This is a genomic window from Bacillus cereus group sp. MG4 (assembly GCF_040460055.1).
Lineage (GTDB): Bacteria > Bacillota > Bacilli > Bacillales > Bacillaceae_G > Bacillus_A > Bacillus_A wiedmannii.
On record NZ_JARVGZ010000001.1, the window covers coordinates 918,654 to 939,353 of the forward strand.

Genomic DNA, 20,700 nt, shown 5'->3' on the forward strand with positions numbered 1-20,700 from the left:
CAGAATCCCAAGTTAACACCGTCATTCTTTTTTAATATCTATAACACTTTTTTCTACGTACTATTAATCGTTTCAACTGGAATAAACAAAATATATGGCACATATGTTTAAGCAGTGGTCAATTGTTGAAAGGGATGACGCGTATGACACAGCTGAACTTTGAAGAGAATTTATTAACTAAAGTAGCTTGGTACTATTATAAAGACCAATTAACACAACAGGAAATTGCTTCACTTCTTCACATTTCAAGAAATAAAGTTGTCCGATTATTAGATAAGGCGCGCAGTGAAGGTATCGTTACATTTCACGTAAAAGGGACTGGTTTACACTGTTTAAGTATTGAGCGTGACCTAATAAAAAAATTCCATTTAAAAGATGCTTTTATTATCCCTACTCCAATAAACAATTATCACGCTTCTCTCGGAAAAGCTGCTGCACAGTATTTAGAAACTCAGCTCCAACAAGGCGATTTACTCGGCATTGGCTGGGGTGAAACGATTAGCAAAATGCTAGAAAACATTCATTTTGAAACTTCTATTAATCTTTCAATTGTAACGCTAACTGGAGGAGTAAATCACTATCTCCCGAGAAAACAAAACTATTTACACTACATGCAAGGCGATCTTCACATTATCCCTACGCCGTTTCTAGCATCTACAACCGAAATGGCACAAAGGATTCTATCAGAACCGAGTGTAAAAGATATGCTTCATGTCGCTTCACTTGCTCATACGGCAGTTGTTGGTATTGGCGGGATATCTCAAGATGCAACTATTGTAAAAGAAGAAAAATTAACACTACGTGAGATGACATATATTCGTAGTCAAAACGGTGCTGGCGATATTTTAGGGCAGTTTTATAATACGAATGGTGATTTATTAAAGCTCCCACATCATAATCGACTAATCGGTACGCCGCTCTCGATTCTGCGCAAAATGAAACATGTCGTTGGTGTTGCTGGAGGTATAGAAAAGATAGATGCAATTTATGGTGCCTTAAAAGGAAAGTTCATTCATACATTAATTACCGATGAGGAAACGGCCCTCTCCTTATTACGAAAGGATGGTGATTGTTAATGTCTCATTTATTAGCTTTTGATGCTGGTACAGGAAGCATTCGAGCTGTTCTTTTTGATTTACTAGGTACTCAGATTGCGGTCAGTCAAAAAGAATGGGTTCATAAAACCGATCCTCGTTACCCAGGTTCTATGAATTTTGATGTAATAGAAAATTGGAAGCTAGTACAACAATGCACGAAAGAAGTTTTACAAAGAAGTAATGTCTCGCCCTCTTCTATTCTAGCTATTAGCGCTACTAGTATGCGAGAAGGTTTTGTTTTATATGATAAAGATGGGCAAGAAATATGGGCTTGCGCAAATGTTGATGGTCGCGCATCAGCTGAAGTTAGTGAATTAAAAGAAATACGGTCACATCTTGAAGAAGATTTATATACTAGATCTGGTCAAACTTTTTCACTAGGCGCTTTACCTCGCCTACTTTGGATTAAAAAACATGAACCAGACGTCTATAGCAATATTCATTCTTTTACGATGTTAAACGATTGGATTTTATATAAATTAAGCGGCGTGCTGCAAGTCGATGCCTCAAACGGATGTACATCCGGTATTTTTGACCTGCAAAATAGAGTATGGGATAACGATATCGCTATCGAGTGCGGTTTAACATTACCATTTTCAACAACAGTAAATGAAGCGGGTACAGTAATTGGCAATGTCACAAAAGAGTGTGCAGCATTAACTGGATTATGTGAAGGAATTCCTGTCGTCGCCGGGGGCGGAGATGCTCAAATGGCCTCACTCGGAACAGGAGTCGTGAAACCTAATCAAACATTAATATGCGGAGGTAGTTTTTGGCAACAAGAAGTGAATGTTACAGAACCGATAACAGATCCACATGCTGCGATTCGTATAAATTGTCATGTCGTACCTAATCTATGGCAATATGAAACGATTGCCTTTTTCCCAGGCCTTGTTATGCGCTGGTTTCGAGACGCTTTTTGCCAAGAAGAAAAGAAACTTGCTGACAAACTCGGTGTAGATGCTTATGCATTATTAGAAGAACAAGCGAAAGACGTACCGGTCGGTTCACATGGCATTATCCCTACTTTTTCAAACGTTATGAACTACATTTCTTGGCGTCATGCCGCACCTTCTTTTTTAAACTTAAGTTTAGACGCTGACAAATGTGGAAAAAGAGAACTGTTCCGCGCTATTGAGGAAAATGCCGCCTTTGTTACACTTGGCAACTTAAAATTAATAGAAAATCTCACAGGAACATTCCCTTCTGAAGTCGTGTTTGCTGGCGGTGCTGCTAAAGGGAAACTATGGCCACAAATTCTATCAGACGTACTCGGAATACCTGTAAAAGTACCAGTTGTGAAAGAAGCAGCTGCTTTAGGAACTGTGATTGCTGCTGGAGTTGGTGCTGGCATTTATTCATCTATGGAAGAAACTGCTGAACAGTTTGTACAGTGGGAGCACACATTCGAGCCAATTACTGAAAATCACGAACTATATAAAGAGTTCTATGAAACATGGAAAACTGTATATGACAGTCAGCTCTCTTTAGCTGATAAAGGGCTCACCTCACATATGTGGATTGCGCCTGGTGCACTGTAACAGATTACATAAGGGAGTGAAAAGTATGTTAAAAGCGAATGAAAATGACTTCTCCTATCGCTTCGGTGATAACGGGCCGAAATATTTAATACAAGGTCCGAATATTGATCTTGGCCTTGTTGTCATTCAACCTGGGCAGGAGTTTCAAAATCACTATCATACGACGTGCGAAGAAGTATTTTATGCATTAGAAGGTGAAATAGATTTCTATGTAAATAATGAAAGAGTTCCGATCAAACAAGGCGATGTCCTGCAAGTTCGCCCTCATGAATCTCACTATCTTATTAACCATTCTGACAAACCTTTTAAAGCAGTTTTTATTAAGTCACCACATTTACCAAATAAAGATACAGTACAAACGGAAAATCCAACATTAACGAAGGAGTGATTTCAAATGACTTGGGGATTTAAAAATCGATTAAATACAATTTTACCTGATGGCAGAGCGGTTATGTTAGCGATAGATCACGGCTACTTTTTAGGCCCAATTCACGGGCTAGAACAACCACTTGAAACAGTTAAAAACTTACTTCCTTATACGGATTCCCTCTTTTTAACGCGCGGTGTACTTAGCTCCTGTATTCCTGAAAACTGCAGCACACCGATGGTTATGCGTGTATCAGGCGGCGCTACTGTCGTCGGTAAAGATTTAGCGAATGAAACAATTGTTACACCTGTAAAAGAAGCAGTAAAACAAAACGCAATTGGCGTCGGCGTTTCTGTTTTCGTCGGATCAGATTATGAAACACAAACAGTTTCAAATCTCGCAAATGTAGTTTCAGAAGCTCACGATTACGGTTTGCCAGTACTTGGCATTACTGCTGTTGCGAAAGAATTACAAAAACGTGAAGCCCGCTTTCTAGCACTCGCTTCCCGCGTATGCGTTGAAATGGGAGCTGACATTATTAAAACGTATTACTGCGAAGGATTCGAAAAAATCACAAGCACTTGCCCTGCCCCAGTCGTAATCGCTGGTGGTCCAAAACTAGATTCAATTGAAGACGCATTAAACATTACGTACAATGCACTGCAAGAAGGTGCAATCGGCGTAGATATGGGCCGAAACATATGGCAATCTGAACATCCTGCTGCGATGATTCAAGCGATACATGGCATTGTGAAGAATGGATTGAGTGTGAAAGAGGCGCTGGAATTATATGATGATGTGAAAAATTAAAGTAAAAGATAGACTTTTACACTTAAATATATACAAAATCAATATTTACTATAAGGAAAAACCCCTATGTTAGATTACTGAGTAACCTAACATAGGGGCTTTCTTTTACCTTTTTTCGTTCCAGATTTGGTCAGGTCTCTACAGATCACGTACGTTCCAAACAATCACACCACGTTCACCAAACGTACTGTGATGCCGCTTAAACCCTATCTTTTCTAATACCCGGAAAGACGCCGTATTCCAAGCACCTACAGTAGACCAAAGTCTATGGCGACCCGTAGCAATCGCAGCCTCCAGCACGGCTGATGCTGCCTCTGTCGCATAACCATTACGATGAACACTTTGGAACAATTCGTATGCAATCTCCGGCTCCTCAAGCGTGGCACGCCCAATAATTAAGCCACAGTATCCGATGAAATCCCCTTCTTCTCGCCTACGTATAGTAAGAAGAGAAATACCATTTTCAGTTGCTTTCTTGCGCATTTCGATAAGACTGCTACGAACAGAGTCCAGGGATGGCATGTCTACACCACGTTCACCAACTAATTTTCTAAGCCAAACTGCATCGGATTCCTCCCACATATTCAGGTCGAGTCGTTCCGTTTTTAACTGGAACGCCATATCTTTAAATACAGCTGTCATAGCGGTAACCTCCTAGTTATATCACTGTACTACTTATAATAGTTTCGTACTTTACCATATGGGAAACCTGCTTGATTCTCTAAATTTTCTTGCATCAGCATACATTATTGTTATTTTATGCATAAGCAATTCCGCTGCAAAATAGAACTTATTATCAAACTTCATTTTAAGTCTACAATATTTGATTTATGAATGATTTTAGATTTAGATTTACATTTAAAAATGTATCGTCCTTTCTTTTTTGTTAAAATAAAGAAAAGGAGGAATGATTATGCAACGAATGAGTTTTGAACGCCCTACTGATTATTACGATGAAAGATTATATACCGTCGATGAAAAAATTTGTGCACTATTAAAAGAACGGAAAGAAATTTCAGGTGGTGATCCAGGTTTTCCACATGATGAAGCGATTTATAAATGGGCAAAGCAATACGGATTTTATCCAGACTATCTAAATTCATTATTCTCTTCCATGCTGGACGAAGGTGAATTTAAACCTCGCGTCGAACCAACTACATTCAAAAAACATATACCTGTTTTTAAATCTTATGAACATAATGGTATCATGTATACCGTAACTTTTATTCGGCAATATGCAAATGCTAGTGTAGTTTATTTATATAGCGATTGGGATTCCACTGATGAAATTTTTAATGAAAATAAGCCTCATAGTTTCTTCCAATTATCAATAGATGATACATATGACTGCTGGTCAGAAGGTGGCGGTGGCACTGATGGACATTTTAGTCATCATTTCGTTATATCTCCTGCCCTTCCTGATAATTTGTCTGGAATAAGCTTACGATTTAAAGAACTCAATATGCCGTTTCGGAAGGATCAAGCTGTGTTTGAATTTGAAATTAAGATAGATTAATAAAGAAGCTGTCTCACAAGCCATTTTCCTGACTAAAATCCGTTTATTTTTACTTTTATGTCCCTTAAAATAATCAAGCCCCTTTCCAAACTGGATAAGGGGCTTGATTTATATCTGGAAACAATTACTCTTGTTAATCGCTATTGAACTTTCTTACCGTCTTTATAGTCAAGGCAGGACACTTCAATTAACAATCCATTAAACATTGAAAAATAAAAACCATAACTACTACCTCTCATAGAATACGGTGCCTTTTCTATTTCAATGCCTCCAGCTACTAATCGATTATATGCTTGATCAACTTCACTTGAAGTATCGACTAAAAAACCAATATGAAAAGCTTCGGGATACATCACTTCCTTATTCCCCTTAAATGCTTTTGGATCGCTTAGCACAAGTAGAAATCCACTCTCATCACTCAATACTACTAGCGCTTTTCCCTTTTGCTCCAAAAATTGAAAATCAAAAAATGTTTCAAAGAAATGTCTCGCTTCTGATAAATCATCAACACATAGATTCAAGTGATTCAACTTCATTCGCTCATCTCCTTTTAAGCAAAGGGTATATAGACTCATTTTCATAACATTTAAATATGTAAGGAAAGATATTCAAGCGTTCCGTCTAAGACTATGCTTTATAGTCTAATACTTTTTTCTATAGTCTAGAACGTTTTTTATGACTGCAATTCCATAAACCGTTCGACGTGAAATACTATTTTACCTATATAAAATAGCCACATTATTTATTTTTCAAATTGTGTAAAACCCACTCAATCAAGAAAATTGCTGAAGAGATACGCTCTGTCGTATCCCCTAAAAATAATTTATGAAGTAATGTCTCCAATTGAATTGGTTTATTAGGCAACACTTGAATATACCTTAAAACAGATCCCGCTGGCGGTGTAGGTTTGTTATTAATAGCCCATATCCCTTCTATCAATGTCCAAGTTGACGTATGAACTATGTATGAAGCTTTTAACTCATCATTTGCTTTCAAAGCAGACTGAGTTTTAATTAATGAACTATGCAACCAATGAGATATGCCCTTCACTTTGTCGCTAGAAACACGATAGTTTTCAAATTCATATGCAGCTATTTCCTTTAACTTTTTCAACTCATTGCTTCTATCAAACAAAATTTCCCCTTCTGAAAATGAGTATAGTTCCATCGGATTGTTTTTAAAGTTTACTTGAATTTGATTAAAATCTGCACTCTTATATTCAACTAAAATACCTTCTCTCGTTTCAGAATGAAATTTTTTCTTTTGTCCTTCTTCTAAAAGAATATAGAAATCTAAATCCGAATCAGGATATGAATCGCCTCTTGCGACAGATCCAATTAGCATGAATCCATGTACCTTTTCCATAGATAAGGTTTCCGCTACTATTGTTTGCACTAATTTTTCATGTTGTTCATGTTTAATAAATATTTGTGCTGCTAACATTTGTAACCTCCAAACATATTATTATAACGTTATTCGTTACCTAAAAACATTGTACTTCTCTTATATCTTTATCTATATACTTATTTAACAATTGTCAGTTCATATACAATTGCGTCTTCACTACTTTTTGTTTGATCTTGAATCGTTACAATATCTCCACCTTTGATTTTCGAAGCATTCATTACTTTTACCATCTCTGGTGGAACAACACCTCCATCGTTCTCTTTATTTAGCGGTAACCACTTTACTGATTTATCAGTCGCTTCTAAAATTTTATATTTAATTGTGCCATCATATTTTATTTCACCAACAAGATCTTTTACTAATGTTGGGGTATATTTACCCTCTTCTTTTTTCAAAGAGATATGATCACCTATATCTAGGATACCGTTTCTTTTAGGCGCCTTCCATTTTGTTGGATTTAAATCATTTAAACTTACTTTCACACTATCTTCTTTATTTGAGCTATCATCTTTTAGAAATATTTCATTATAATTCTTATCAAGAATAATATACTCCTTCTGCTCTACTATTTTTGCACTGCTTTCACGTTTTTCTTCCTCATTCTTAGATACTTCTTCTTTCACATTATTATTACTACACGCTGATAATAATGACGTTGCAAAAGCTGCCATTAGTAATATTCTCTTCACTTCATTTACCTCCATTTATAACGAAACAATTAAACATATATCACATCCATATTTTACTATAAATCAAAAAAAGAGGATATTTGTTTATTAATAAACAAATATCCTCTACCTTTACATATATATTACGACTGTTGATAAGCCGCTTTCGATGATTTTACATAATAAACTGCGTGATCAACGTTAATGATATGATCTGGTTTTGGTTTGCCACGGCTCGCTCTATGTCCTGCTAAATGTTCTTCATTTGTTTCCCAGTTTTTCCATGCTTCTTCAGATTCCCAGCGAATCATAACGACAACTTCTTCGTCTCCGCGTCTTACTTTCTTCACAAGAACACTTAAGTCAATGAAGCCTTCAAATTTTTCAATAATACCTTCTCCAGTGAAACGTTCTACAACTATATTTGATGTACCTTCTTTTACTGTAAATGTTTTCGTTTCAATAAACATATGATCCACTCCCTTTTTGTAATACGAATACTAGTATTCTTCTATTATAATTGATTATGATAATTATTTTCAATTATAAAGTTTTAAATTTTTGAATTATGCTGTTTTTTCTTCAACCGCTTCATCTAAAAATTTGAAATATGGAAGTAATAATCCTATTAAAGAAGTAACACATATAATCGCACCGATAATAAAGTATAGTGCTCTTATTCCCCATATTTCACTTAGTATACCTCCTAATAACACACCTAACGGCCTAGCGGATCGTATGAAAAATAAACGCACTGAAAATACTTGTCCTATCATATTGTTTGGGACTGATTGTTGGCATATTGTTGTGTTATGAACATTGAAAAATGAAATACAAATGCCTGCAACTACTTCAATGAATACCGCAATTACTATACTATGATTGAACCCTAGAGAAATGTATGTTAGTCCTCCTATAAACAATCCACCAAGCATAAGTATACGCCGGCTTTTATATGTTACTTTTCCGACTAGTATAGATCCAATTACATAACCAAACGGGAAACCAGCCATAAAATAACCAAACTCCGCATATCCTGCTGACAGCTCATCTTTTATATAAGGAAAATTTGTAACCAGCGTTACCCCCACCCCAAATTGCACGAAAGTAAGAAAGACACCGAGCCAAACGATCACTGGTTTTGTGAAAAAATATGTAAAACCGTGAAGAAACTGTTCTAGCCACGTTTTCCGAATGGATTGTGTTGTTCTCTTTTCTTTTATATAAAGTAAGAAAGCACCACTAACAAATAGACAAATACATACGAAAGATAATGTAAATTCTACTCCAATCAAATGAATGACTACTCCGCCTAATACTGGCGCAAGAAACATCATAAGGCGAGTCATTCCATCAATATACGCATTTGCATCTTGAAGTTGCTCTTCACTTACAATGCTCGGTGTAATTGCTTGACTTGCAGGTGTATACAGCGGCGTAATAAGCCCAATTATTATTTGTACGACATATACGTGCCAAACTTCTATACTACTAGTAAGTAACATGGCTAACGGCAGTAAGAAAACCGAAGCCCGCATCCATTGCGAAAAAATCATAATCCACTTCCGGCTCCATTTATCAATAAATGGGCCACTTATTAGTTGTAGTATGAGCGATGGGATAAAGTATAGTAACCACATACTACTTAATGCTGTTTTTGACCCTGTTAATTCGTAAACAAGAATTGAATTACATAACGTTCCGAAAGCCCCGCCCAATTCTGAAATCGCGCTACCAATCCACATGAAAAAAAACGAACGATTTTTCAACACATTTTTCAATTTTATACACCAACTTTTCTATTTAATTCCTCCCTTTATGTGCATTCTAGTTGCATATTATCTATTTAAAAACGCATCTAATTCTTTCGCTAACGACTGTACTGCTTTCTTTCTTAATACATATTTCCCGTCATGTATATCCACTAACTTCGCTGCACGTAACAATTTCAAATGATGGTGTACAGTCGATTTACCGAGTTGCAGTCTTTCCGTTATTTCCTGCAATGTTCGTTCTTTTTCAAACAACATTTTTACAATACGTAACCTCGCTTCATCTCCAAGAGCTTTATGTTTTTGAACTAAAAAATAATTCGGTTCATATAGATCTTCAGGATGGATGCTTTCGTTTGCAACTGGGTAATGAAATACTTTCGTATCTTCAATATCGGCCTCAATATTCCACGGTCTGTACATCATTTGCGGAATAAGAAATACGTGATGAACACTCGGCTCTGGCATATAGTTAACGCCACCAGTAGCCCACTCAACAAACTCTTCTGGTTTCATCTTTTTATTCATTTCATTTTTCGCTTCATAATCTCGTTTTAATATAGACCGTATTTGCTCTTCCTCTTTCTGAATAACACTCTCATACCACCCTGTCATAACAGCGATTAAATGAGGTTTCAGCACTTGTACATCAATATCACATATAAAACGAATATAAGTAGAGAAAAACTGATGATCATGCGTCAATTCCTCTAGTTCATGTATTGCAGTTACGTCTCTCCTTGCTGCTAAACGTCTTTTCTCTTCATACTTCTCGCCTAAAAACGGTAAACATATATATTTCAAATCTTCTTCTAAAAGTGAATCAATTTTAAAATTAAACTGCGATAAGTCCTGAAAATCCTCTTCATACAACAACTGAAGCAACGCTTTCCACGTATTATGTGCTTCTACAAACTGTAAGTGCTCTCTCATTTCTTCTGTTAATGATTCCTTAATTTCTTCCCATTCACTTTGAGACTTTTCAAGAGTATCAATTAACCTTTTATGAGTAATTGCCGCAATGCCTAGTGCGCATTCGAAAAGTATCGAATACTTTATTTGAACATTGTACGTTTCCCGCTTTCTACTCGTTACGTGAAAGACTTCCATTTTATCTCCTCCTTGTTTGCTATGTATTAAATTCTATTTTTATCGAATTTATCCTTCTATATTTTTAGAATCAATAAAATATGAGTTGAAATACATTCATTCTAAATTAAGAAGAATAGGAGCTTTTTTATATACAAATAATAACTCTCAAGGAGTTGTTGAGATGCATTTCATATTGAATATGTTAGGGATTTTCGTTGTCATATTAATCGTTTTCTTATGTTCACCTAATAAAAAACAAATCAAATGGAGACCCATCGTTATTCTAATCATATTGGAGCTCTTTATTACATGGTTTATGTTAGGCACGAAGCTCGGCAGTATTATCATTAATAAAATCGCGTCATTTTTCAGTTGGCTACTATCGTGTGCGAATGAAGGTATTCGGTTTGCCTTTCCTTCCGCTATGGACAGTCCACACATTGATTTCTTCTTTAGTGCATTACTTCCTATCATTTTCGTTATCACTTTTTTCGATATTCTTTCGTACTTTGGGATCTTAACTTGGATTATTGATAAAGTAGGTGCAGTTATTTCAAAGATTTCTCGTTTACCAAAGTTAGAAAGTTTCTTTTCGATTCAAATGATGTTTTTAGGAAACACCGAAGCACTTGCGGTTGTCCGTGATCAATTATCTGTTTTAAAAGAAAATCGTTTATTAACTTTTGGAATTATGAGTATGAGTAGTGTTAGCGGATCCATTCTTGGCGCTTATTTATCAATGGTTCCGGCAACATATATTTTCAGCGCTATCCCTTTAAACTGTATTAACGCATTAATTTTAGCCAATGTATTAAATCCTGTGGAAGTTACGAAAGAAGAAGATGTCGTATATACACCTTCCAAACATGAAAAAAAGGACTTCTTTTCTACTATTTCAAACAGTATGTTAGTCGGGATGAATATGGTTATCGTTATTTTAGCTATGGTAATTGGTTATGTAGCATTAACTGCATGTTTAAACGGGATTTTAAGCTTTTTCGTAACAGGTTTAACAATTCAAAAAATCTTCTCCATTATCTTTAGTCCCTTTGCTTTCTTACTCGGCTTATCAGGTAATGATGCTATGTATGTAGCTGAATTAATGGGGATCAAAATAACGACGAATGAATTTGTTGCCATGATGGATTTAAAATCGAACTTAAAGTCGTTACAACCACATACGATTGCGGTTGCAACAACATTTCTAGCTTCTTTTGCTAACTTTAGTACAGTAGGTATGATTTACGGAACTTACAATTCATTATTTGGCGGAGAAAAATCAGCCATAATTGGTCAAAATGTTTGGAAGCTTCTTGTTAGCGGAATGGCTGTTTCCTTATTAAGCGCTATGCTTGTTGGGCTATTTGTATGGTAAATAATTTTTAAAACAAAAGACACCCAATCGAATTGAGTGTCTTTTATTATTATTTTCGAATTTGTCCATTTCCACGAATCACATATTTTGTAGAAGTTAATGCAGGAAGTCCCATCGGTCCCCTTACATGTAGTTTTTGTGTACTGATGCCAATCTCTGCACCGAAACCGAATTCAGATCCATCAGTAAAACGAGTGGATGCATTATGATAAAGTGCCGCCGCATCAACAGATGTGAAGAACTTATTGACATTTTCCTCGTCCTCTGTAATAATCGCTTCGGAATGCATAGATCCATACGTATTTATGTGATAAATCGCTTCTTCTATAGAAGAAACTACTTTAACTGCCAGTGTGAGAGATAAAAATTCTGTACCCCAGTCTTCTTCTGAAGCAAGTACAATTGAAGAATCCATTGCCAATGCTCTCTGATCACCACGTAGCTCCACGCCTCTTTCCTTCAAAGAAGAAAACAACTCGCTACCAAATTGCTGCGCCCACTTCTCTTGAAGTATAATCGTTTCAATGGCATTACATACAGATGGACGTTGCGTTTTTGCATTTATAATAATATCAATTGCCATTTGTTTATTCGCTGTTTCATCAATGAAAATATGACAATTTCCTGCACCCGTTTCAAGTACTGGAACAGATGCTTCTCTCACTACGGTATCAATTAATTGTTTGCCGCCTCTTGGAATAAGAACATCTAAGTAATCATTCAATGTAAACAACTGCTTTGCGCTATCTCGCGTTGTATCTTCTATAAGCTGTACACTCTCTGGAGGCAAGCTCGTTTCTTTGAGCGCTCGGTGAATAACAGCAACGATAGCTTTGTTAGAATTGATAGCAGAAGAACTACCACGTAATATAACTGCGTTCCCTGTTTTCAAACAAATTGTAGCAGCATCTACCGTTACATTCGGCCTTGCCTCGTAAATCATCCCAACAACACCAAGTGGTACACGCATCTCTTGAATAAATAGTCCATTTGGTCGCTCCCATTTGCTTACACATTCTCCAACAGGATCACGTAAATCAATTAACTGTTTAATCCCCTCTGCCATATCAACAATACGCTGTTCATTCAGCATAAGACGATCAAGAAGAGAATCGGAAAATCCTTTTGCCTTCCCTTCTTCGATATCACGTTTGTTTTCCTCTAAAATATAAGCTGTTTCTACTATTAACTGATCCGCAATTGCAGCAAGTGCTTCGTTTTTTTGACTTGTAGATTTTAGTACAAGTTCTCTAGCAATTTCTTTCACTTTTTTTCCCTTTGCCAACACTTCATTCATCTTTATTTCCTCCTTTTTAACATCACTATTCTTAAAGTGAAACCCAATAATCTCTATGAATGACTTCATAATTATGCCTTTCGCCTCTTGCTTGAATATCTTGGCTTTGCATACCTTTTACATCTCTTAGTTCCTCTGCGCTATATGTGCATTGTCCTTTTCCGATGACGCGCCCTTGTTGCGTCATTACTTCTACGACATCGCCAACTTTGAAAAATCCTGACACATTTGTAACGCCAGCAGGAAGAAGACTCTTGCCATGCTGAATGATTGCTGTAGTTGCTCCGGCGTCTATTTCAATTTGTCCGCTAACAACCGAATGCAAAGCAATCCATTGCTTATTCATCTTCATTTCTTTTTGAGGGGCATTTCCGACATACGTTCCGTCACCTTTGCCCTTCAAAACATCTACAAATTTCTCTTGTCCACGTCCTGTTCCGATAAATACACTCACACCAAGAGAGAGTGCTGTCTTTGCAGCATCAATTTTTGATTTCATACCGCCAGTCCCAAGTTTTGAGCCAGCATCTCCTGCAAGAGAAGCGATTTCTTCTGTAACTTCAGGAAGGAAATAATATTTTTTCGCATCCTCATTTTTCTGAGGGTTTTTGTCGTATAAACCGTTCACATCCGTAAAAATCATTAGCATATCCGCCGAAACAAGCCCGCTTACTAAAGCTGAAAGCATATCATTATCACCGAACGTCAGCTCCTCTAAAGAGATGGAATCATTTTCATTAATGATTGGAAGAGCAGAACGGTTTAGTAACTCTCCTAAAGTAGCGTAAGCGTTACTATATTGTTCTTTTCTAGAAAAATCACTTCTCGTCAGCAATAGTTGCGCAGTAACGATACCATATTTACGAAATTCCTCCGTGTACGCCTGCATTAACAAACTTTGTCCGACAGCCGCAGCAGCCTGTTTTCCTTTAATTGTCACAGGTCTGGTAGGATATCCTAGAGCCGAAAAACCTGCAGCGACAGCCCCAGATGTAATTAACAAAACTTCATGCCCTTCCTCTTTCAATCGAGCCAATGCGGCAACGTGATCTGAAAGTTGTTCTTTAGAAATGCCTCCGTGACTATCTGCCAAGGAACTACTCCCAATCTTTACAACAATTCGTTGTTTTTTCACTTTTTTATCCCCCAAGTCTAAAATCAAAGTTTTTTATAAATTACACTTCTATTCATATAGCTTGCAGCGATTCTATTCTTTTCAATGCTGCGCCTAGCCTATTTAAGAGCAAAATAAAAATGACCGCTTCGCCCTTAATAAAATAAAAAGGACGAAACGGTCATTGTTCCGCGGTACCACCTTAATTGATATACATAGATATCCACTTGACGCCTATAACGCAGGCGAACGCCTAAACTTTCATTTAAGACTCAGGGATAGGTTCGATATATTCTATACGAGGAATCTTTCAGCCGGTGAATTCCACTCTCTTTCGCAAGAAGACATATGTACTATTTCCCTTCAACGATTTTCGGTTTAATTTTTTATATTATGCGATATAGTTTGATTTGGTGTCAAGAAGTATTTTTAAAAATAAATAGAGCGGCAAGTTACTTGCATGAAATTATTGACCTACTGAATGAAAATACAAATCGATATAAGTTTAACTCATATTCATAAACATAATACCTTAAATTATAGTGTATATATTTACAGAATGTCGAATATAATTGATTTTTATCTTTTGGTGTTGCAAAAAGGAATATATTCTCTTAGAATGTTTCTTTATATTGCATGTAGATGTTATTGTTATTTTAAGATAACAGTTTCAAAATGATATAATTTATTATAAAAGGAGCAAGATTGAATTATTATGGACAAACAAATTGGATTCATCGGATGCGGAAATATGGGGATGGCTATCATTGGCGGGATGCTAAACAAAAAGATAGTGTCTGCAAATAATATTATTTGTTCGGATTTAAACACTACGAATTTAAAAAATGCTAGTAAAAAATATGGGCTAACTACAACTACTGACAACAATGAAGTAGCTAAAAATGCTGATATTCTAATTTTATCAATTAAACCAGACCTATACGCATCAATCATTAACGAAATAAAAGAAGTAATCAAAAACGATGTTATCATCGTAACGATCGCTGCTGGAAAAAGTATCAAAAGTACAGAGGAATCTTTTGATAAGAAATTAAAAGTTGTACGAGTAATGCCTAATACCCCTGCTCTTGTTGGAGAAGGAATGTCTGCATTATGTGCTAATGAAATGGTGACAGAAAAAGATTTAGAAGATGTGCTAAACATTTTCAATAGCTTTGGTCAAGCAGAGATCGTAAGTGAAAAATTAATGGATGTTGTAACATCTGTAAGTGGTTCTTCACCAGCATACGTATATATGATTATAGAAGCGATGGCAGATGCTGCTGTACTAGATGGCATGCCAAGAAATCAAGCATATAAATTCGCTGCTCAAGCTGTGTTAGGCTCTGCAAAAATGGTGCTAGAAACAGGCATACATCCAGGTGAATTGAAAGATATGGTTTGTTCTCCTGGCGGAACAACGATAGAAGCTGTAGCAACATTAGAGGAAAAAGGCTTACGAACTGCAATTATTTCCGCTATGCAACGTTGTACGCAAAAGTCTGTTGAACTATCTAGGCAAACGAAAAATTAAAACTATAAAAGAGATTACGTTAGCTATAAATTTACATGAGTTCAACTAGAAAATAGTGGATTACATACCCTCCGGTTTTCACTAAATAATAAACGGACAAACTCATAGATACTTGAGTTTGCCCGTTCTTTTGGTTATACTACAATAATTTCATTTATATCTTCTTTTGAGATTTTAGTTTTATCCCTTCCTTATTCCCTACTATGATTGTGTAATTTTATTAGAAACTAATAATTTTTCAATGCATTTCGGTAACATATCTAATAGCGTTTCAAATGCGTAATTTACATCTAAACGTTCTGTCCATTGATGTGCATCTTTTCCTACCGGCCCCATATTTAATACTGGAACGTCAAATTCTTCTAAATCCTGAAGTGGAATCGAATAACCTTTATCCCATAATGGCATATTGTCTACAAGTGAACTCATTGAATCTAGTGGATTCTGTAAGCCTACATAGCTCAAATCTGAAATTCCTCCAAAATAGTTTTGGTTTTCAAATGTAATGTTATGATTGTAGTGAGCATACTTTTCCATTTCTGCAACTACTTCTTTAATTAACGAGTTGTTGCGTGAACTTACAGCTGGATAATATGGCGGAGCAAAGAAAAGTACAATCATCGGCGCCTTTTCTTTACATAAAATAGCTAGTTTATCTACTAAATCAATTGTTACCGCACGATCATCTTTATCTTCTCTATTTTTTATAATGCTAGATTGAATATCATCTATTTTCTCTTGCCCATGTTGTTCAATTGCGTAAGCGATAAGCTCTTCATACGTTAATACATTTACTTTCATATTAGGCGGTATAAACGGATTATATTTAGAAAAACGATATGCTTGCTTCTCGTATGATTCTTCTATTTTCTCTGCTACTTTTGTTACTTTTTGACGTAACAATGAAACGACATCTGTCATTGATTTTTCTAATAAAAACAAATTAAATAATGTGACTGCACGATGCGGAATTTGTACAGAATAATCTTCCTTTAAGTCCCTTTGAAGTAAGTTAGTTGGCGGAGGACTCGCTTCCCCTTCTACAATATCACAAAGTTCTGTATTCAACTCTAATTCTGCCGTTATTAAAGAAGCCATATAACTCCCATTTAAGCCTGCAAAAGGTTCACCTACATGCGTCTCTTTTCCGTAGCAAAGAAAACCAGGTAACACCTTACCAATAGAACCAGTATAAATATATTTCTTTTGGTCACCAGGATGCCTTGAAAACACAGGCTCTGAATTTAGTACCGTTTTATAATCCAAGTCATATTCTCTTGCTAACTCTAATAATCTTGGAACAGCAGCTCTCATCCCTACAGAGTTTACTTCTTCATCTGGAACCGCCAATAAAAGAACATTCCCATCAAATCTGCCTTCACTGGCTTGCTCAATCATTGCCATTTGTAATGTGAGGCCGCATTTCATGTCCATTGTTCCTCTACCAAATAGCCAATCCCCTTCTTCTATATCTTCACGTACTTGATCTGGTAATTCATCTTTATGAGAATAAAACATAGACGTTAACTTTTTAGGATTGAATGCATCTTCTTTCCACACTCCGTAATCTTGTACATCTACAACATCAAAGTGACTAACTAGAACTACTGTATTTTTCGTACTATCGCTTTTCTTTACTAATGCTGTAACAAAAAATCGTCCGTCCCCCGTCGGATTTTTTTGCAAATGATGCGGGTTTTCTTTAAAGTATTGTAAATCAGATAATTGTTCCACAACAAAGTCTGGCAATATTACTTCCGATTCTGTACCTGTAATACTAGGAATTTCAACAAGACTGCTTAATAATTGAATTAATTGTTCTTTTGATTGCCACTTTGACATATAAATCCCCCTATTTTTCCGCATTATGAAAATGAATTCCATTATATGAATAAAAAATGACGACAGTTATCAAAATTATAGTTCTGATGTACTGCCGATTTTTATTGATATTTCATGAGCTGCTTGTTTTACCTTACTAATAAGAAAAGATAGTCGATCATCATTTATGCGATGACTAATTAACCCAACACTTAATGCTCCTACTACTTTATGATTAAATCCGATAATAGGTGCAGCTACTGAAGCTGTCCCTTCTGTTTTTTCACCATAACTTACAGCATATCCTTCATTTCTTATTTGCTTTATTTGCTCTAAAAGAATACGCCTTTGTTCTGGTAAAGAAGAAAGCAAATGTTCTACAATGTGTTCCATTTCATTCGTTTTCATATTGGCGAGCATCGTTTTATTTGCTGCACCAATCGAAAGAGGAATTTGTTCCCCTAAATTATCGATAACTCGAATTTTTAAAGGACTATCAATTCTTTCAATGATAATAGAATGTGTTCCATTTGGAATGTTCAAATAAACACTTTCTTCCACTTCAGAGGCTAACCGCTTCATCACTTCTCTTGCAACCGATCTGTAGTCTACCTTCTCCAGTTGACGTAATCCTACTTCCATCCACATTGGCCCAATTTTGTACTGTTTCGTTTCTGAAATTTGCGTAACTAACCCATGCTCGATTAAAGAGTTAAGTAATCTATGTACTGTACTAACTGGGAGATGTGTTCTGTCCGCTATATCAGAAATAGCCCAATACTCTTTTTCATTAGTAGAATTTAATACCTTTATAATACTTATCGCTCGATCAATGGACTGTACCATAACTCACCTCAACTTGAATTGTAATATGTTAGTACGCTCAATTACCTATCAATTTAACAAAAATCTAAAATGAAATCAATTCATTTATTCAATTTTCTAAAAATAAAAATATGCCACGGATAATAATTTGAAAGCGTAATCAAAAAAAGATTGACTTTTCTTTTTAATTATCTGAAAATTATAACAAGATTTCACATCACGGAATACATTCCATAATACGGAAAAACATCTAACTTTATTCTATCAACTACGAAAGTGAGGAAAACAATGACGCAAGTAAGCAATACAAACAATGAATTAAAACGTACGATGAAAAGTAGACACTTATTCATGATTGCACTCGGTGGTGTAATTGGAACGGGGTTATTTAACGGATCTGGCTTTATTATAAGTCAAGCTGGACCTGGTGGATCCGTACTTGCCTTTATGGCCGGTGGATTATTAATGTATTTTGTTATGCTTTGTCTTGGTGAACTTGCTGTAGCCATGCCTGTTTCAGGTTCGTTCCAGGAATATGCCACTAAGTTCATCAATCCTGCAGCTGGATTTACAATCGGATGGTTGTATTGGTTGAGCTGGGCGAATACGACCGGTCTTGAATTTACAACTGCCGGCATTACAATGCAGAGATGGTTTCCTGATATTCCTGTATGGGTTTGGTGTTTAATATTTGGCGTTACAATCTTCACTATTAACGCATTATCTGCTCGTAGTTATGCAGAAACAGAATTTTGGTTTTCAAGTATAAAAGTATCTGCCATTATAGCTTTTATTATCCTTGGTGGCGCCGCTATGTTCGGTTTTATTGATTTAAAAGGCGACGAACCAGCCCCGTTATTATCAAATTTCGTAAATCATGGCGGTTTATTTCCAAATGGACTTGCAGCTATTCTATTAACAATGGTTACAGTCAATTATTCCTTCCAAGGTACAGAACTTGTTGGAATCGCAGCAGGTGAAAGTGAAGATCCAGCAAAAACTTTACCTCGTTCTATTAGAAATATTATATGGCGCACGATGTTTTTCTTCGTCTTAGCAATCTTTGTTCTTGTTGCTTTAATTCCTTGGGAAGAAGCCGGATTAACAAAAAGCCCATTCGTTGCGGTATTTGATAATATCGGTATTCCATATGCAGCTGATATTATGAATTTTGTTATTCTTACTGCTGTTCTTTCTGTCGCAAACTCTGGACTGTACGCCGCAACTCGCATGCTTTGGTCATTATCAAAAAATGAAATGGCTCCGGCCTTTCTAAAGAAATTATCATCACGAGGAATACCTTTAAACGCTTTAATTTTGACAATTGCTATTTCTGCTTTTTCCCTATTGACAAGCGTTGTAGCTGCTGAAACAGTTTACTTATGGTTAATTTCAATTTCGGGGGTCATAACAATCATTGTTTGGATGTCAATTTGTGTTTCTCAATTCTTTTTCCGTAAACATTATTTAGCAGACGGTGGAAGATTAGAAGACTTAAAATTTAAAACTCCACTTTATCCACTTGTACCAATTCTTGGTTTTGGATTGTATGGCATTATATTAATCAGTCTGATTTTTATCCCAGAACAACGACTTGGAATCTATTGCACTGTACCATTTATCATCTTTTGCTACACCTACTATCACTTTAAAGTTAAGAAAAGAATTTCTACTAACACTCAAAGTGAAACTAAAATTAGCGAGACTATGTAATACTATACTTATATATAAAAGACCGCACATGGCTTTCACTTCATGTGCGGTCTTTTATTATTTATCACTGTCACTTGTTTTGTCGTTCCTTCATTCATTTTCCGATACTTTTGGAAGACGATTCAGTATCGCTATCCTCTTTATACAAAGGATGATATCTGTATCATTTCAACAGTACATGCTACAATACTAGTAACTATGATTTTTTACTGTTTATAAGTTAATGATTTTCTTTACTATTACTGTTTTGATATATTGAATGTATAATACTTAAAAATTTTTAAATAGACAGGAGTTATTTACGATGATTAAAGGTTTCGGGGGAATATTTTGGAGAACTAAAAATATGGATGTTATAAAAAAATGGTACAGTGAAGTGTTGAAAATTGAAATAGAAGATTGGAATGGGACTATAATTAAGCCCCAATTAGGAAATGAAACTATTTTTTCTTTCTTTACCGAAAATGACAATTATTTCCCGATAGAACAGCAAGTGATGTTAAATTTCGAAGTACATAATCTAAACGAGACTATTCAGCATCTTGAGAATATTGGTGTACCCATTGAAAAGAAAGAAGAAATAAGTGAATTTGGAAAGTTTATTTGGATTAAAGATCCTGAAGGTCGATTGATCGAACTTTGGGAGAAATAAGAGATTTTAATCTTTTACTATTACGCTAGCGGTTGCTTTCGTTCAACAAAATTAATAAAAAGTCGATTTCTTTACTCCACTGGAAATCGACTTTTTCTA

The 20,700-nt window shown here is 35.7% G+C and carries 20 protein-coding genes and 1 other annotated feature; of the genes, 9 read left to right on the forward strand and 11 right to left on the reverse strand.

Going from position 1 to position 20,700, the window contains the following annotated elements; genetic code table 11:
- Window positions 1–143 precede the first annotated feature (143 nt).
- The 4 genes from QCI41_RS04810 to lsrF are packed head-to-tail and all read left to right on the forward strand — an operon-like array spanning window position 144 to window position 3,815.
- The gene (locus QCI41_RS04810) at window positions 144–1,076 is read left to right on the forward strand and encodes a sugar-binding transcriptional regulator (protein ID WP_353838142.1); all 933 of its coding nucleotides are present in this window, start codon (window positions 144–146) and stop codon (window positions 1,074–1,076) included.
- Entirely contained in the window at window positions 1,076–2,638 is a 1,563-nt protein-coding gene (gene lsrK, locus QCI41_RS04815; RefSeq protein ID WP_353838141.1) for an autoinducer-2 kinase, read from the forward strand. Before QCI41_RS04810 ends, lsrK begins: the two co-directional genes overlap by 1 nt.
- A 25-nt stretch (window positions 2,639–2,663) precedes the next feature.
- Window positions 2,664–3,026 (forward strand): cupin domain-containing protein, encoded by a 363-nt coding sequence (locus QCI41_RS04820; protein ID WP_000909986.1) that lies wholly within the window; start codon window positions 2,664–2,666, stop codon window positions 3,024–3,026.
- A 6-nt stretch (window positions 3,027–3,032) separates the two neighbouring features.
- Window positions 3,033–3,815 (forward strand): 3-hydroxy-5-phosphonooxypentane-2,4-dione thiolase, encoded by a 783-nt coding sequence (gene lsrF, locus QCI41_RS04825; protein ID WP_212956387.1) that lies wholly within the window; start codon window positions 3,033–3,035, stop codon window positions 3,813–3,815.
- Between the two features lie 138 nt (window positions 3,816–3,953).
- Here the strand turns inward: lsrF and QCI41_RS04830 are convergent, their stop codons facing one another.
- Window positions 3,954–4,457 carry a GNAT family N-acetyltransferase gene (locus QCI41_RS04830; RefSeq protein ID WP_353838140.1) on the reverse strand — a complete coding sequence of 168 codons (504 nt, stop codon included), beginning with the start codon at window positions 4,455–4,457 and terminating at the stop codon, window positions 3,954–3,956.
- A gap of 271 nt (window positions 4,458–4,728) precedes the next feature.
- On the opposite strand from QCI41_RS04830, the gene QCI41_RS04835 reads away from it, so the two are divergent.
- A complete protein-coding gene (locus QCI41_RS04835; RefSeq protein ID WP_353838139.1) occupies window positions 4,729–5,331 on the forward strand; it encodes a hypothetical protein in 603 nt (200 codons plus the stop codon).
- Window positions 5,332–5,471: 140 nt separating this feature from the next.
- Here QCI41_RS04835 and QCI41_RS04840 read toward each other — a convergent pair whose 3' ends face one another.
- The 6 genes from QCI41_RS04840 to QCI41_RS04865 form a co-directional block, all read right to left on the reverse strand.
- The gene (locus QCI41_RS04840; RefSeq protein WP_353838138.1) at window positions 5,472–5,867 is read right to left on the reverse strand and encodes a VOC family protein; all 396 of its coding nucleotides are present in this window, start codon (window positions 5,865–5,867) and stop codon (window positions 5,472–5,474) included.
- 202 nt (window positions 5,868–6,069) lie between these two features.
- Window positions 6,070–6,774, reverse strand: coding sequence for a nucleotidyltransferase domain-containing protein (locus QCI41_RS04845; protein ID WP_353838137.1), 705 nt, complete (start codon window positions 6,772–6,774; stop codon window positions 6,070–6,072).
- An 80-nt stretch (window positions 6,775–6,854) separates the two neighbouring features.
- A complete protein-coding gene (locus QCI41_RS04850) occupies window positions 6,855–7,442 on the reverse strand; it encodes a hypothetical protein (protein WP_353838136.1) in 588 nt (195 codons plus the stop codon).
- A 107-nt stretch (window positions 7,443–7,549) separates the two neighbouring features.
- The gene (gene hmoA, locus QCI41_RS04855) at window positions 7,550–7,876 is read right to left on the reverse strand and encodes a heme-degrading monooxygenase HmoA (RefSeq protein ID WP_353838135.1); all 327 of its coding nucleotides are present in this window, start codon (window positions 7,874–7,876) and stop codon (window positions 7,550–7,552) included.
- Window positions 7,877–7,972: 96 nt separating this feature from the next.
- Window positions 7,973–9,187, reverse strand: a complete 1,215-nt coding sequence (locus QCI41_RS04860; RefSeq protein ID WP_353838134.1) for an MFS transporter — start codon at window positions 9,185–9,187, stop codon at window positions 7,973–7,975.
- Window positions 9,188–9,244: 57 nt separating this feature from the next.
- Window positions 9,245–10,288 (reverse strand): ArsR/SmtB family transcription factor, encoded by a 1,044-nt coding sequence (locus QCI41_RS04865; protein ID WP_353838133.1) that lies wholly within the window; start codon window positions 10,286–10,288, stop codon window positions 9,245–9,247.
- A 163-nt stretch (window positions 10,289–10,451) separates the two neighbouring features.
- Here QCI41_RS04865 and QCI41_RS04870 point away from each other — a divergent pair, with 163 nt between their 5' ends.
- Complete coding sequence (locus QCI41_RS04870) at window positions 10,452–11,645, forward strand: NupC/NupG family nucleoside CNT transporter (RefSeq protein WP_353838132.1); 1,194 nt, start codon at window positions 10,452–10,454, stop codon at window positions 11,643–11,645.
- Window positions 11,646–11,694: 49 nt separating this feature from the next.
- Here QCI41_RS04870 and QCI41_RS04875 read toward each other — a convergent pair whose 3' ends face one another.
- Both QCI41_RS04875 and proB read right to left on the reverse strand, forming a co-directional pair.
- Window positions 11,695–12,942 (reverse strand): glutamate-5-semialdehyde dehydrogenase, encoded by a 1,248-nt coding sequence (locus tag QCI41_RS04875; protein ID WP_353838131.1) that lies wholly within the window; start codon window positions 12,940–12,942, stop codon window positions 11,695–11,697.
- A gap of 31 nt (window positions 12,943–12,973) precedes the next feature.
- Window positions 12,974–14,077: a glutamate 5-kinase gene (gene proB, locus QCI41_RS04880; protein WP_353838130.1), complete on the reverse strand. Its 1,104-nt coding sequence runs from the start codon at window positions 14,075–14,077 to the stop codon at window positions 12,974–12,976.
- Between the two features lie 144 nt (window positions 14,078–14,221).
- Window positions 14,222–14,432: a binding site (T-box leader), on the reverse strand.
- A 339-nt stretch (window positions 14,433–14,771) separates the two neighbouring features.
- Here proB and proC point away from each other — a divergent pair.
- Window positions 14,772–15,590 (forward strand): pyrroline-5-carboxylate reductase, encoded by an 819-nt coding sequence (gene proC / locus QCI41_RS04885; RefSeq protein ID WP_353838129.1) that lies wholly within the window; start codon window positions 14,772–14,774, stop codon window positions 15,588–15,590.
- Between the two features lie 201 nt (window positions 15,591–15,791).
- On the opposite strand, the gene QCI41_RS04890 is transcribed toward proC, so the two are convergent.
- Both QCI41_RS04890 and QCI41_RS04895 read right to left on the reverse strand, forming a co-directional pair.
- On the reverse strand, window positions 15,792–17,432 hold the full coding sequence (locus QCI41_RS04890) for a M20/M25/M40 family metallo-hydrolase (RefSeq protein WP_353838128.1): 1,641 nt from the start codon (window positions 17,430–17,432) through the stop codon (window positions 15,792–15,794).
- A 75-nt stretch (window positions 17,433–17,507) separates the two neighbouring features.
- Window positions 17,508–18,257 (reverse strand): IclR family transcriptional regulator, encoded by a 750-nt coding sequence (locus QCI41_RS04895; protein ID WP_353838127.1) that lies wholly within the window; start codon window positions 18,255–18,257, stop codon window positions 17,508–17,510.
- Between the two features lie 267 nt (window positions 18,258–18,524).
- On the opposite strand from QCI41_RS04895, the gene QCI41_RS04900 reads away from it, so the two are divergent.
- Both QCI41_RS04900 and QCI41_RS04905 read left to right on the forward strand, forming a co-directional pair.
- Window positions 18,525–19,949 (forward strand): amino acid permease, encoded by a 1,425-nt coding sequence (locus QCI41_RS04900; protein ID WP_353838126.1) that lies wholly within the window; start codon window positions 18,525–18,527, stop codon window positions 19,947–19,949.
- Window positions 19,950–20,253: 304 nt separating this feature from the next.
- On the forward strand, window positions 20,254–20,601 hold the full coding sequence (locus QCI41_RS04905) for a VOC family protein (RefSeq protein ID WP_353838125.1): 348 nt from the start codon (window positions 20,254–20,256) through the stop codon (window positions 20,599–20,601).
- Window positions 20,602–20,700: the final 99 nt, after the last annotated feature.